General features: G+C 35.0%; 16 protein-coding genes. 8 read left to right on the top strand and 8 right to left on the bottom strand.

From position 1 onward, the window contains the following. The first annotated feature begins 14 nt into the window (after positions 1 to 14). The 4 genes from ACNQGD_RS03965 to ACNQGD_RS03950 all read left to right on the top strand — a co-directional run bounded on the left by ACNQGD_RS03965 (position 15) and on the right by ACNQGD_RS03950 (position 4487). The gene (locus ACNQGD_RS03965; RefSeq protein WP_417998378.1) at positions 15 to 1052 is read left to right on the top strand and encodes a VWA domain-containing protein; all 1038 of its coding nucleotides are present in this window, start codon (positions 15 to 17) and stop codon (positions 1050 to 1052) included. A 78-nt stretch (positions 1053 to 1130) separates the two neighbouring features. Then, a complete protein-coding gene (locus tag ACNQGD_RS03960; protein WP_417998377.1) occupies positions 1131 to 1871 on the top strand; it encodes a tetratricopeptide repeat protein in 741 nt (246 codons plus the stop codon). 20 nt (positions 1872 to 1891) lie between these two features. Beyond that, positions 1892 to 3646, top strand: coding sequence for a BatD family protein (locus ACNQGD_RS03955; protein ID WP_417998376.1), 1755 nt, complete (start codon positions 1892 to 1894; stop codon positions 3644 to 3646). Between the two features lie 94 nt (positions 3647 to 3740). Further along, positions 3741 to 4487, top strand: coding sequence for a tetratricopeptide repeat protein (locus ACNQGD_RS03950; RefSeq protein WP_417998375.1), 747 nt, complete (start codon positions 3741 to 3743; stop codon positions 4485 to 4487). Positions 4488 to 4553: 66 nt separating this feature from the next. On the opposite strand, the gene ACNQGD_RS03945 is transcribed toward ACNQGD_RS03950, so the two are convergent. Next, positions 4554 to 5057 carry a CvpA family protein gene (locus tag ACNQGD_RS03945; protein ID WP_417998374.1) on the bottom strand — a complete coding sequence of 168 codons (504 nt, stop codon included), beginning with the start codon at positions 5055 to 5057 and terminating at the stop codon, positions 4554 to 4556. Between the two features lie 143 nt (positions 5058 to 5200). Here ACNQGD_RS03945 and ACNQGD_RS03940 point away from each other — a divergent pair, with 143 nt between their 5' ends. The 3 genes from ACNQGD_RS03940 to ACNQGD_RS03930 all read left to right on the top strand — a co-directional run bounded on the left by ACNQGD_RS03940 (position 5201) and on the right by ACNQGD_RS03930 (position 7237). Beyond that, positions 5201 to 5557, top strand: coding sequence for a hypothetical protein (locus tag ACNQGD_RS03940; protein ID WP_417994739.1), 357 nt, complete (start codon positions 5201 to 5203; stop codon positions 5555 to 5557). Between the two features lie 159 nt (positions 5558 to 5716). Continuing rightward, on the top strand, positions 5717 to 6736 hold the full coding sequence (pheS, locus tag ACNQGD_RS03935) for a phenylalanine--tRNA ligase subunit alpha (protein ID WP_417998373.1): 1020 nt from the start codon (positions 5717 to 5719) through the stop codon (positions 6734 to 6736). Between the two features lie 93 nt (positions 6737 to 6829). Beyond that, positions 6830 to 7237, top strand: a complete 408-nt coding sequence (locus ACNQGD_RS03930; RefSeq protein WP_417998372.1) for a hypothetical protein — start codon at positions 6830 to 6832, stop codon at positions 7235 to 7237. A gap of 207 nt (positions 7238 to 7444) precedes the next feature. Here the strand turns inward: ACNQGD_RS03930 and ACNQGD_RS03925 are convergent, their stop codons facing one another. The 4 genes from ACNQGD_RS03925 to ACNQGD_RS03910 form a co-directional block, all read right to left on the bottom strand. Further along, the gene (locus ACNQGD_RS03925; RefSeq protein ID WP_417994736.1) at positions 7445 to 7660 is read right to left on the bottom strand and encodes a hypothetical protein; all 216 of its coding nucleotides are present in this window, start codon (positions 7658 to 7660) and stop codon (positions 7445 to 7447) included. 34 nt (positions 7661 to 7694) lie between these two features. Continuing rightward, positions 7695 to 8690 carry an NAD(P)H-dependent glycerol-3-phosphate dehydrogenase gene (locus ACNQGD_RS03920; RefSeq protein ID WP_417994735.1) on the bottom strand — a complete coding sequence of 332 codons (996 nt, stop codon included), beginning with the start codon at positions 8688 to 8690 and terminating at the stop codon, positions 7695 to 7697. 310 nt (positions 8691 to 9000) lie between these two features. Further along, complete coding sequence (locus ACNQGD_RS03915; RefSeq protein WP_417998371.1) at positions 9001 to 10164, bottom strand: iron-containing alcohol dehydrogenase; 1164 nt, start codon at positions 10162 to 10164, stop codon at positions 9001 to 9003. Positions 10165 to 10168: 4 nt separating this feature from the next. Continuing rightward, positions 10169 to 10933, bottom strand: coding sequence for a type 1 glutamine amidotransferase domain-containing protein (locus ACNQGD_RS03910; protein ID WP_417998370.1), 765 nt, complete (start codon positions 10931 to 10933; stop codon positions 10169 to 10171). A gap of 87 nt (positions 10934 to 11020) precedes the next feature. On the opposite strand from ACNQGD_RS03910, the gene ACNQGD_RS03905 reads away from it, so the two are divergent. After that, complete coding sequence (locus ACNQGD_RS03905) at positions 11021 to 11917, top strand: LysR family transcriptional regulator (RefSeq protein WP_417998369.1); 897 nt, start codon at positions 11021 to 11023, stop codon at positions 11915 to 11917. Here the strand turns inward: ACNQGD_RS03905 and nadD are convergent, their stop codons facing one another. The 3 genes from nadD to ACNQGD_RS03890 form a co-directional block, all read right to left on the bottom strand. Further along, on the bottom strand, positions 11918 to 12499 hold the full coding sequence (nadD, locus tag ACNQGD_RS03900; RefSeq protein WP_417998368.1) for a nicotinate (nicotinamide) nucleotide adenylyltransferase: 582 nt from the start codon (positions 12497 to 12499) through the stop codon (positions 11918 to 11920). It lies immediately after the preceding gene. 60 nt (positions 12500 to 12559) lie between these two features. After that, positions 12560 to 13135: a guanylate kinase gene (gmk, locus tag ACNQGD_RS03895; RefSeq protein ID WP_417994762.1), complete on the bottom strand. Its 576-nt coding sequence runs from the start codon at positions 13133 to 13135 to the stop codon at positions 12560 to 12562. Between the two features lie 85 nt (positions 13136 to 13220). Continuing rightward, entirely contained in the window at positions 13221 to 14081 is an 861-nt protein-coding gene (locus tag ACNQGD_RS03890) for a YicC/YloC family endoribonuclease (RefSeq protein WP_417998367.1), read from the bottom strand. Positions 14082 to 14193 lie beyond the last annotated feature (112 nt).

The following is a 14193-nucleotide window of genomic DNA, read 5'->3' as shown; positions in this document are numbered from 1 at the left end:
CTAAAAGAAAAATAATGGAATTAGACGAAAAAAAATATTTATACCTTCTTTTTATACTGCCACTTTTGGTGTTGGTTTTTCTGGCCAATTTATATTGGAAAAGAAAAAAACAACGCGAATTTGGAGATTTAGAAATGGTAAAAAGACTGAGCCCGGAAAGTTCTGTTTTTAAACCGGTTTTGAAATTAGGAGTATTGCTTTTGGCATTGACCGGATTAATTCTTGGATTGGTGAATCCAAAAATGGGTACCAAAATGGAAACCGTAAAACGAGAAGGAATTGACATTGTTTTTGCAATAGACGTATCCAAAAGTATGCTTGCCGAAGATGTAGCGCCAAACCGTCTGGATAAAAGCAAGCAAATAGTTTCGCAAATTATCAATCAATTGGGAAGCGATAGAATAGGAATTGTGGCGTACGCCGGCAGCGCTTTCCCGGTATTGCCGATTACTACGGATTATAGCGTTGCAAAAATGTTTTTGCAAAGCATGAATACGGATATGGTTTCCTCTGTAGGAACATCATTCAACGAGGCAATCAAATTATCGTCAACGTATTTTGATGATAAAAAAACGAGCAAGCTTTTGATTATGATTTCTGATGGTGAAGATCATAATGAAGGTGCAGAAGCAGCAGCGGAAGAGGCAAATAAATTAGGAATTAAAATCATTACAATTGGTGTTGGAACTGAAAAAGGAGGCACGATTCCATTGAAAAGGAATGGAATTGTCGAAGGTTTCAAAAGAGATAATAACAATGAGGTCGTTATAACAAAACGAGTTCCAGAAAGCCTTACAGCAATTGCTAAAGCGACAAAAGGCGGTTATGTAAACGGAAATAACACTAAAGAAGTGCTTGAATATATTAAGAATGCATTGAATAATATTCAAAAAACAGAATTTGAAGCGACAGAAATGGCTGATTTTCAATCGCAATTTCAATGGTTTTTAGGTTTTGCTTTTGTTTTCTTATTTCTGGATATTTTCCTTTTGGAAAGAAAAACAAGTTGGGTAAACAAATTGAATTTATTTAACGAGAATAAAAAAGTATAAAGAGTAAAGTATCGCGTTGCGCTCCTTTATTGGAACAGAAACTAACCGTATACTTTAATACTTACATTTAAAAACACAATGAAAAACATAATTTTATACCTGTTATTGCTTTTTTCTTTTGTTGCAAACGCACAACAGAAAGATAGAATATTGCCTAAAGCGAACGAAGAATATGTCGAAAATAAATTTGTAGATGCCGAAGCTAATTATAGAATTTCGGATTCAAAATTTCCTAATAAAGCGACTGCACCTTTCAATTTAGGAAATACTATTTACAAGCAAAAACAATCTTCGGAAGCGAAATTTGCGTATGCTAAAGCATTGAAAAATTCAAAAACAAGACCGCAAAAACACAGAGCCTTTCATAATCTAGGAAATGTTTTTATGAATGAAAAGGATTACACACAAGCGGTTGAGGCCTACAAAAACGCCTTGAGGAATGATCCAACAGATGAAGAAACGCGTTATAATTATGCTTTGGCAAAAAAAATGCTGAAAGAAAATCCTCCAAAGGATGATAATAAAAAAGACGATAAAAAGAGCGATAAAGACAAAAAAGACGATAAGAAAGACGGGGAAAAGGATAAAAAAGACAATAAGGATAAAGAAAAGAAAGACGATAAGGGCGATAAAGACAAACAAAATAAAGAGCCTAAACCAAATGAAAATGGAGAGCCAAAACCAGCTCCCGGAGGTATTTCTAAAGAACGTCTAGAAAACCTGTTGAATGCGGTGAATAAAGAAGAAAAGAAGGTACAGGATAAAGTAAACGCCAAAAAAGTACAAGGAAAACCAGTTAAGACGGAGAAAGATTGGTAGTTCAATTAGACAATTTGAAAATGAAAAGATTTATAGCAGTACTAGTTTTAATGGTGTGCAATTTACTGAGTGCTCAAGTACAATTTGAGGCTAGAGTCAGTAAAGCTACGCTAGGAATAAACGAGAGACTTCGTATCGATTTTATGATGAATGTAGATGGAGATAATTTTGTCCAACCATCTTTTGAAGGATTTAGAATTATTGCCGGTCCAAGCCAGCAAGTGAGTCAGTCTTGGGTGAACGGAAGAAGTTCTTTTGAGAAAATATATTCTTATTTTCTTTTGCCAAATCAAAAAGGGACATTGGTTATCAAGCAAGCCGCAATCGAATACAACGGGCAAATCTATAAAACATCGCCAATAAAAATAAATGTTACCGCCGCAACGGAACAGCCTAGAGATCCAAATGACACCAGTGTTTCAGCAGATGGAAATCTCTATTTAGTTGCCGATATTTCTAAAACAAATCCATATATAAACGAACCCATTACGGTAGTTTATAAATTATATTTTAACAATATCGGAATCACAAATTCTAACGAAGTTAGTAAGCCAAAATACAATGATTTCTGGAGTCAGAATATTGATATAAAACAGTTTGTTGCTGAAGAAGGTATGTTTAAAGGGGAGCAATACCGTTTTATTGTACTTAAAAAAATAGTTTTGTATCCTCAAAAATCAGGAAAACTGGTCATTGAACCATTGTCATTAGATATTGATGTTCAATTGCCGTCGAATCGTCGCGATATGTTTGGTCGAATGGTTGTCACCCAAGGCAGCAAGAGGGTTTCTGCAGGAGCTAAAACCATAAATGTGAAGGCTCTTCCCGAAGCTGGGAAACCAGAAGATTTCTCGGGAGCTGTTGGAAATTTTGATTTCAAAGTAACACCATCAAAAACCAATTTAAAAAATGGAGAAAGTCTGGATTTAGTAGTAAGTGTAACCGGAAAAGGAAATCTGAAATTATTCAGTTTACCAAAACCGATTGCTCCCAATGCGCTGGAAATGTACGAAGCAGTTCATAGCGAAGAGGTCAATACTCCGCTGTCAGGAATGGCTGGAAAAATTTCAGACAGTTACACTATCGTTCCACAGTACAGAGGGAATTACCCGATAAAACCATTAAAATTCACGTATTTTGATTTGGGTTCCAAAACCTATAAAACGCTAAGTTCTCCAGAGATCATGATTAATGTTCTCGATGGTCCTTTGCCTACTGATGCGACAGCAGCTTCTGGTGCGGATGCAAACAAGAATGCAACGGACAAAGTAGAGGAATTTAAATTTATAAAGTTGAAAAGCAACTTTTTGACGATCAATAAGAAGGATTTCTTTGGTTCTACTTTATTTTATGGATTGTTCTTTTTCCCTTTTTTAATGCTGCCTTTAATTGTGTTATTCAAAAAGAAAAAAGAAGCTATTGATGGTGATATTACCGGAAACAGAATTCGAATGAATAATAGATTGGCGAAGAAATATTTATCGGAAGCCAAGAAACAAATCAATAACAAAGAACTGTTTTACATTGCGCTGGAAAGAGCGATGCATAATTTCTTGAAAGCCAAGTTGCATATTGAAACTTCAGAAATGAGTAAAGATAATATTCAAGAATTGTTGTTGTCCAGAAATGCGAATCCTGAAGCGGTAATTGATTTTATTGCACTTACGGAGAACTGTGAAATCGCACGATATGCGCCATCATCAAGTGTTACAATACAAAAGGATTTTGATAAAGCGGTAGTGATTATTTCAGACTTAGAAAAACAGATTGCTTAACCACCGATGTCATTGCGAGGAGTTGCGAGGTACGCGGCAAAGCAATCTCACGTAGATTTGCAAGAATGGTTAATCGACAACTTATAACATTAAAATGAAAAACATACTTTATATATTATTACTTTCGACCCAAATTTTCTTTGCCCAAAGTGGTTTTGAAAAAGGAAATGAATTGTATAAAAACGAAAAATATAATGAAGCAGTTACGGCTTATGAAAGTGTTTTGACAGAAAGTAAACACTCTTCTGAATTGTATTTTAATTTAGGAAATGCGTATTATAAGTTGAATAAAGTAGCGCCTTCTATTTACAATTATGAAAAAGCATTGGTTTTAAATCCCAATAATACCGATGCGATCAACAACTTAAAATTCGCTCAAAAACGGACTATCGATGAAATTAAAGTAATCCCAAAAGTTGGTTTTGCAAAGCTGATTCGGGATTTTACGGGAATCTATCATTACAATTCGTGGGCCTGGATTTCGGTTGGACTGGCAATGGCGTTCCTGTTGTTTTTTATCGGGTATTATTTTTCACAAATTACACTGTCAAAAAGGATTTTCTTTTTTGGAATGTTTGTACTTTTTTTTCTAATTCTAATCAGTGTTTCAGCTACAGTTTTTGAAAAAAGTCATTTTGATAACGAAAAGCCAGCCATCGTTTTTGCTGAAAGGACCAATGTAAAGAGCGAACCCAGAGATGGCGGTCAGCCAATATTTGTGCTGCACGAAGGAACAAAAGTCTATGTGGGGGAAACCATCGGAAAATGGAAAAAAGTACAACTGACCGATGGAACCGAAGGCTGGATGGAGAGTAACGCGATTAAGGAAGTGAAGCAATAGGATGGCATTGGTCAGTTTTTAGTGTTCAGTATTTCTGAAAACTACCATCTGCAAACGGATCACTGATTACTTCTTCTTCAAACTACTATACCATTCTTTTAGTGAAGGATACATGAATCCCGCTGTTTTTTGGATTGGATTGTAGAAAAGAGAATTGTCCAGCGTTTCTTTTTTGGCTAAAATATGATTGTAATTTATTTTTTCGAAAACTGCAAAAACGATACTGATAATTAAAATTGTTTTTAGCACCCTAAAGAAACCGCCGCCTAACTTGTTCAGCCATCCTAAAAAGGCAAAGTCAGCTATTCCGGTCAGAAACTTTCCTAATAGTGGTACTACCACTACCACGGTGATAAACGTGAGAATAAAAGCTACTACTTGGATAGTGTTGGGATTCCATTTGACAAATCCGGCTAAGATTTCTTTGATAAATGACGAAAACTTTATGGCAAAATAAATTCCGGCCAATAGCGAAACCAAAGAAGCTAATTCTACAAAAAGACCATTTCTAATGCCTTTATACAAAGCAAAAGCGAGCAATACACCCAAAATAATATCTAAAAATCCCATGATACTTAATTAAGAAAAATAAAAGTGCAAATATAAAAGAATTGTTCTTTACCATTGCCAATTTTCAAGTTCTTATCTTTGCGCAAAATAATTTCATAGATTATGGATTCATAGTTCATAATTTATAACTCATAATTAAAGAAATGTCAAGAGACACACAACTTAAAGAACGCTGGGAACAGCTTGTAAATATACTTTCCAATCAATTCTCTCAAGGGGAGGATTTAGATCTCGACGCTATCATTTATCTAATTGGCGTGCAGGAACTCGGAAAAGTACACAGTGAATACAAAAAAGACGAAAAATTAAACCTGATGCACATTGCGATTTGCAGGTTATTAGAACCTTATGGCTTCTATGAATTTGAATTTTTTGATGAAGAAGGATGGCCTCATTACAAAGTAAAAGAGGAATTGCCTCCGCTAAAAGCAGGAGAACAATCTGTTTTGATGAAAGAAGCCATTGTCAATTATTTTTTGGAAAGAGAACTAATACAATAGTTACAGTTAAAATCACCCTATTTAAATGAACGTATAGGATTTAAAAAGAAGCAGAACAGCGGTAAAAAGGAATCTAACAATTTAGAATGGAAACTTTAAACTTTAAGAGTATACTTGGAACAAATTCCCTAAATTTGCACTCTCAATTATTGGATGAAAATGATAGATAAGATAAAAGAATATATTGGTGAAGCACAAGCTTTTTCAACGCAAAATACAGCTGAATTAGAAACATTCCGAATTAAATTTCTGGGAAGCAAAGGGCTTTTAAAAGACCTTTTTGCGGAATTTAAAAACGTACCTAACGACCAAAAAAAGGAATTCGGACAAGTGATCAATTTGCTTAAAACGTCTGCCGAAGATAAAGTAAAAACCATACAGGAAGCTTTAGAAAGTAAAGAAGAAATCAAAGGTTTTTATGGCGATTTGACGCGTTCGGCAGAACCAATAACTATTGGCTCTCGTCACCCTATTTCATTGGTAAAAAACCAAATTATAGATATCTTTTCGAACATTGGTTTCAACGTTTCTGAAGGTCCTGAAATCGAAGACGACTGGCATAATTTTACCGCATTAAACTTACCGGAATACCATCCGGCGCGTGACATGCAAGACACGTTTTTCATTCAAACAAATCCTGATATTTTGTTGCGTACGCACACATCATCTGTTCAGGTGCGTTATATGGAGGAAAATAAACCTCCAATTCGTACGATTTCTCCGGGAAGAGTATTCCGTAATGAGGCTGTTTCATCCCGTTCGCACTGTATTTTTCACCAAGTGGAAGGTTTGTATATTGACAAAGACGTTTCTTTTGCTGACTTAAAACAAACGCTTTTATATTTCACCAAAGAGATGTTCGGAAAATCAAAAATCCGTTTGCGTCCGTCCTATTTCCCATTTACTGAGCCAAGCGCTGAGGTTGATATTTATTGGGGTCTGAAAACAGAAACCGATTATAGAATCACTAAAGGAACGGGTTGGTTAGAAATCATGGGTTGCGGAATGGTAGATCCAAACGTTTTGAAAAACTGCGGCATCAATCCAGATGAATACAATGGTTTTGCTTTCGGGATGGGAATCGAAAGAATTGCCATGCTGTTGTATCAAATTGGTGATATCCGTATGTTCTATGAGAATGACGTTCGTTTCTTGGAGCAATTCAAATCCTCAATTTAGTCAAAAGTATAAAGTCAAAAGTCGAAAGAAATACCTGTTTTAGATTTTCACTCGACTTTATAACTTTAAGACTTTAGACATTACCACTAACTTATGAAAAAAGACATCATTATCCCCGAAGTAGAAAACGTTTTTCTTGCTGTAGTTCAAGAATGGAGTGACGATTTTATGGAAAAAGTATGGTATGCTTATTTAGTAAATGATAGCGATTATTTAATCGAAAGTGTTATGGTGGTTTCCAAAGCTTTTGGAACTATTGACGGTGAAATGAAAAAAACATCACTTCTGCGTCACGCTTTTGTAGCAGTGCCACCAGTTTCCGTGGTGAAAATTGAAATGATCGAAAAAAGTGTTTTGGTACTCAATAATGAGTTCATGCTAACGTTTTTTATTGGAGACAAATTATACGATAAAAAGTTCATTTTCAAAGCACATTCCATCCATGAGGTTTTCGTTGAAGAAGTGCCTATTTTATTTGTTGACGGGGTTATTGTGAGATAGTTTCGTTATTCTCGCATTTGACTCTTTTCTTCCAATTTAATATCCCTACTAAAACGAAATAAAGTGTTCGAAGTAGGATTCTTTGGGCAAAAAAGTATCTTCAAAAGACAGTTTGGATAGGTCAAAAACGGACAAGCATAAGGAAAAAATCCTCCCCAAATCCCAAAGTTTTAATCTGGTATTTCCATCTTTCACTCCTGAAATTATTTAGCTGCTTTGTTGTTTAACTTTGGATTTCCAGGTAAAATACCCTAAAACAAATACCCCTACAAGGATATAAGCAGCTGCGCGAATATAAAAATTAGGTGTGGCAACCTGTTCTGAAAAAGGAATTTCTTTAATGTCGAATAATACATTGAAAACCGTCATAAATACACCCCAAATTCCACCAGTTTTTATCTGGTATTTCCATCTTTCGCTCATGTAGTGATTGTTTTGTGTTAAATCATTAGCTGAATTAATCGAGCTTATCGGTAAGTTTTTTAAACACTGATTTAGCGTTCTGTCCTTCGTATAAAATACTGTAAACGGCATCTATAATTGGTGTTTTGGCACCATAAGCCTGATTTAGTTTATAGGCGCTTTTTGCGGCATAATATCCTTCGGCAACCATACTCATTTCCATCATTGCTGATTTAACTGTGTAGCCTTTGCCAATCATATTTCCGAACATTCTGTTTCTGGAGAATATTGAATAGCCCGTAACCAATAAATCGCCTAAATATGCTGAATCATTGATGTTACGTTTCATTTTATGGACTTTCTTGATGAATTTTTTCATCTCTCGAATCCCATTACTCATCAATACTGATTGGAAATTATCGCCATAACCCAAGCCATGAGCAATTCCCGCTGCAATGGCATAAATATTTTTAAGCATGGCTGCATATTCCGTTCCAATGATATCATCTGTAATTTTAGTCTTGATGTAATTTCCAGATAAATTTTTAGCTACCATTTTTGCTTTATCGGGATCGCCACAGGCAATAGTCAGATACGATAGGCGTTCCATTGCTACTTCTTCGGCATGACAGGGACCAGTAATTACACCAATGTTGTAATAAGGGATATCATATTTTACATGGAAATGTTCTCCCACAATTAAACTCGTTTCCGGAACAATTCCTTTAATTGCAGAAAAAATGATTTTATCTTTTAATGAAACCGTTAATTTTTCTAACTCACCATCTAAAAAAGCAGATGGAATTGCAAAAATGATGTAATCGGCATATGCTACAGCTTCATTGATATCGCTGGTTAGTTTTAGTTTATTGATGTCGAATTCTACAGAACTCAAATAGTTTGGATTGTGTTTGTACGTTTTAAGGTGTTCAATAGCAGCTTCATTACGCATGTACCATGAAATTTCGGTAAGATTTACACATAACATTTTTGCTATCGCTGTCGCCCAACTTCCACCACCTATTACTGCGAATTTTATGTTATCAGCCATTTTTTTATTGAATTTAATCAAAAGTACTTAAAAAAGTACTGATTGTACAAATAAAATTAGACTAAGAAGGTTGATTTTTAAACGTATTGGAAATACTCAGACTGTAGCGTGTAAAAAATAATTTTAATTTTTTAATTTTTTAACACAATATAAATACCGCTATTTCGTTATTGTTGTTTATTGTTTAATTATTTAACAAAATAATGAGAATTGAGTTAGTTAGTTATATTTAGAATTTTAAAAGGCGTTCCCAAAAAATGAGAACGCCTTTTTATTTAAACTGCTTCAATTAGTAGTCTAGTTATTTGAATTAATAACTCATTTCAACAATAGATTTCACCTTTTCTAAAGTGATATTTTGTTTTTCTCCCAATCCTAACCAACCTCTTTCCTCAAAACGATTGACGATAAAATCAGCCGTTTTATCAAAGTCTTTCGTATAATCGGATAATTTAGTTTCCATTCCCATAGTATGGAAAAATTCAACAGTTTTATTGATGGCTTCGTTAGCGATTTCATCCTCAGTTCCAGTTAAATTGAAAATACGTTTTCCATATTGTGCCAATTTTCCTTTTTTAGTTTCAAACATCACTCGGTATAAATTTGGACCTACAACCGCCAATGTTCTGGCGTGATCGATTCCATACAAAGCCGTTAATTCATGACCAATCATGTGTGTTGCCCAATCCGAAGGAACTCCTTTTTGGATTAATCCATTTAGAGCCATGGTACAACTCCACATAAAGTTAGAAGCCAAAGCATAATCTTTTGGATTCCCAACAACATCAGGGCCAATTTGAATCAAGGTTTGTAAAATGCTTTCGGCAATTCTATCCTGAAGATATCCTTCGTGCGGATAGGTTAGATATTGTTCCAAAACATGGGTATAGGCATCAACAACGCCATTTTGCAATTGTCTTTTTGGTAAAGATTCAATTACCGTTGGATCGCAAATAGAAAATTTAGGAAACAAGGCGCTACCGCCAAATGATAATTTTTCTTGGGTAGATTCAATGGTTATTACTCCGCCGGAATTCATTTCGCTTCCTGTAGCGGGTAAAGTTAGAATGGTTCCAAAAGGGACAATCGTAGTTAAATCAGTAGTCATTATTCTTTTTTGAAGAATGTCTATTGGATTTCCGTCAAAGTGTGCCGCAGCCGAAATGAATTTTACGCCGTCAATTACAGATCCTCCACCGACAGCAAGAATAAAATCGATATTTTGTTCCTTAATAATAGTTACGGCTTTCATCAATGTTTCAAAATGCGGATTTGCTTCTATTCCAGCAAATTCCACAATATCAAAACCTTTCAGGTTCTTGATTACTTGTTCGTGTATTCCATTTTTAAAAATGCTCCCGCCACCATAAGCTAGAAGGATTTTTGCTCCTTGTGGAACTAAAGTAGAAAGTTTTTCAATTTGACCTTTTCCAAAAATTAAATTAGTAGGGTTGTATAATTCGAAATTTAACATGTTTTTATTTTTTTGAATTCAATTTGTTTAATAATTTTTCAGCAACTAGTTTGGACGAAGCCGGGTTTTGACCTGTAATCAATAATCCATCTTCTACTGCATAAGGCTGCCAGTCTGCTACTTTTGAATAAGTGGCGCCATTGGCCTGCAAAGCATCTTCTAATAAAAACGGAACTACATCAGTCAGGCCTACTGCAGCTTCTTCGGTATTAGAAAAACCGGTTACTTTTTTACCTTTCACTAAAAATTCGCCATTTATTTTTACGTTTTTCAATACCGCTGGTGAATGACAAACAAAAGCAACGGGTTTGTTATTAGTATAAAATGCTTCAATCAAAGCGCTTGAGTTTTTATCGGTCGCTAAATCCCATAACGGTCCGTGACCTCCTGGATAGAAAACGGCATCGTAATCAGACTCTTTTATATCGGCTAATTTGTGCGTGTTTTTCAGTTTAGTCAACAACTCAGTATCAGCATCAAATCTTTTAGTGTCTTCTGTTGCAGCTGATGGATCTTCACTTTTTGGATCAATTGGTGGTTGGCCACCTAGCGGAGTTGCAACATCAATTGTTACTCCTTTATCTAATAATTCATAGTATGGTGCAGCAAATTCTTCTGTCCAAAATCCTGTTTTTTCTCCCGTATTACCTAGTTTATCGTGACTGGTAACAACAAATAATACTTTTTTCATACTTTTTTTATTTTGTGCAGTTGCTGTAATGCAACTTACGGTTAATGCTATAATGGCAAATAATGCAATTTTCTTCATTTCTAATTTTTATTTGTACAAATTTAGGGCGAATATGTTATTAGTAAAAATAATTTAAATTATGTTTGTGATAAATATATTTATATCATGGTCAATCTCGAATGGTATCGAACGTTTAAATCCGTTTATAAAAATGGTAACTTTTCTTTGGCAGCCAAAGAATTATTTATCAGCCAACCTGCTGTTAGTCAGCAAATATCCATGTTGGAAGCGCATGTAGGATATAAACTTTTCAATCGAAAGTCCAAAGGCGTGGAGTCAACAGAATATGCCAAGTTATTCAATAATTTAATCATCGAAGCGCTAGACCGATTGGAAAATGTGGAGAATGGTTTTCGTGCCAAAGCGTTTGATGCCAATCGATTAATTTCCATTGGAATTTCGAAGCATTTGATGAGTAGCCTGGGAAGTGCCTTAGTTTCAAAATTCGATTTTATCGATTTTAGTTTCCATGAAAACGACACGCTTTTTGAATTGGTCGATTCTAAAAAACTCGATTTTGCGGTTGTTACCAAACAATATGACACGTTTGACACGATTCAGAAAAAGGTTGGGGAAATTAAGCAAGTGATTGTTGGCTCAAGCACTATCGATGCATCCGAATTAAAATCTAATATCAAAATAAAAGATTTCTCTGCAATTGAACATTGGCTAAACGATCAAAAATGGTTTAGTCACAATGCGCAAATTCCGCATATTAAAATGTTCTGGTTGCATGTTTTTAATAAAAAAAGACCATCGATGATTCCGAATTACATTATTCCATCCGAATATGAAATGCTGGAAATAATTTCGAAAAACACTGGAATAGCGGTTGTCTGGAATTGCAATGCGAAAAGTTTAATAGTAGAAAATAAAATCCAATTGTTGTGGAACAGCAAAAAAATGCCAAGTACCGAAGTGTTTGTATTATCCGGTAAAAACGATAATCTGAGTGCTGTTTTTGAGAATGTTCAAATGGAATTAAAAAGGGTTTTGGGGTAATTACTTTTTATAAAAATTATTGTGATCAATGTATTCCCAAACTTTACAAGGCAATAACGGCTGCACATTTTTCCCTTTTTTGATATTGTCCCGAATAAATGTGGATGATATTTCAACAACCGGAGCATCAATCATGTGAATTTTTGGATGGTCCTTAAACATTGCGTTTTCTGCTTCGATTGAAATTCGAGGATAGACATAAATTTCATGATGTGCCAGAATAGCTTCGTAGTTTTTCCATTTGTGCAACGACTTGAGATTGTCTTCGCCCATGATTAAGGAGAACTCGTAATTTGGATATTTTTCCTGTAAGTGAACCAACGTATTCACAGTGTAACTAGGCTGTGATAATTTAAATTCAATGTCCGAAGGTTTGATTTTAGGAAAATCCTCGGTAGCGAGATGTACCATTTGTAACCGATGGGAATCATCTAGCAAAGTGCTTTTTTTCTTCAAAGGATTGTGTGGCGTCACCACCATCCACACTTGGTCTAAATCGGCATGTTCCGCCATGTGATTGGCAATGATGAGATGCCCAACATGGATGGGATTAAACGTTCCGAAATACAGCCCTATTTTCATGAATTTAATTTAAAAATTAAATGATTTAAAGATTAGAAATAACTTTGAATTTTTCAATCTTTAATCCTTTACAAAATTCTTTACCAATTGATAGGCTTCTTCCAAAGCAATATTTAAATCGTAGTTTTTTATAATAACATCAAATTGTGGTGCTGTTGCCAGTTCAACAGAGGCTTTTGCAATACGCATATTGATTTTGTCTTCACTTTCAGTAGATCGTTCTTTCAGTCTTCTTTTTAGTTCATCCACGCTTGGTGGTTTCACGAAAACGGCTAAAGTTTCTTCTGGGAATTTATGTTTGATACGCAATCCGCCAGATACATCAATATCAAAAATCACATTTTTTCCTTTGTCCCAAATGCGTTCTACCTCGCTTTTTAAAGTTCCGTAGAAATTATCGCGATAGACTTCTTCCCATTCTACAAAATCTTCGTTTTTGATGTGCATTTTAAATTCTTCCAATGACATAAAGTAATAATCTTTTCCGTTTACTTCTTCGCCACGTGCTTCACGTGTTGCTGCGGAAATAGAAAATTCAAGATTCAAATCTTCTTTGCTTAATAAATGCCTAACTATAGTAGTTTTTCCAGATCCTGATGGTGCCGAAAAAACGATTAATTTTCCTCCTGTACTCATGTTGTTGTTTAATTCTAGTCGCAATGAATGCTCCTATATTTTATGCAAAAGACGCGATGAATCGCGTCTCTACCTAGATATGTTTTTACAAAACGTTCAATACCTGTTCTTTTATTTTTTCCAATTCATCTTTCATCTGAACGACTAATTTTTGCATTTGTGCGTGATTGGATTTAGAACCCATCGTATTGATTTCACGTCCCATTTCTTGGGTGATAAAACCTAGTTTTCTACCATTGGCTTCAGTACCGTTGATGGTTTCCAGGAAATAATCAAGGTGATTGGTCAAACGTACTTTTTCTTCGGTGATGTCTAATTTCTCTAAATAATAAATCAGTTCCTGCTCAAAACGATTTTCATCCACGTTGACTTTTAGTTCTGAAATTGCAGTTTGCAAACGGTCTTTTATAGCCTGAACACGTTCTGGATCCAGTGCCAAAGCTTCGGTCATGTATTGACGGATATTGCCAATGCGCAATTGAAATTCTTTTTCAAGAGACATTCCTTCATCTCTTCTAAAGGTCAAGATGTTTTGTAACGCTTCCTCGATAACGGTTTGGATTTGTACCCAGTCGTTTTCATCAATTTCATCGCGTTCTATTTTCATGGTATCCGGCATGCGAATGGCCATTTTCATGAGTTCGGTTTCATCAGCATCAGTATAGACTTCTCTCAACTGGCTGATGTATGCTTTTACAATGGGCACATTCACTTTGGTCGAAGTTTGTTCCGCGGTAGTTTCGATAAAAATAGAAAAATCCACTTTTCCTCTTTCCAGTTTTAAGGCAATTTGGTTGCGTAAACCCAATTCCATTTCGCGGTACAGCGAAGGCATTCTCACATTCAAATCCAAACCTTTACTGTTTAAAGATTTTACTTCTACCGTGATTTTTTTGGTTGGTAATTGCAAAGTCGCTTTACCAAAACCTGTCATTGATTGTATCATATAATTTTCTAAAAGAGGTCAAAGATAATAAAAAAGTGGTCAGTGGTCCGTTTTTAGTATTCAGTGGCTCGGTTTAAGTAAATATTTAGTAATCAGATTTTAATTTTAATAA

The organism is Flavobacterium glucosi (assembly GCF_048286535.1).
Taxonomy (GTDB): domain Bacteria; phylum Bacteroidota; class Bacteroidia; order Flavobacteriales; family Flavobacteriaceae; genus Flavobacterium.
This window is presented reverse-complemented; position numbering and strand designations above follow the sequence as displayed.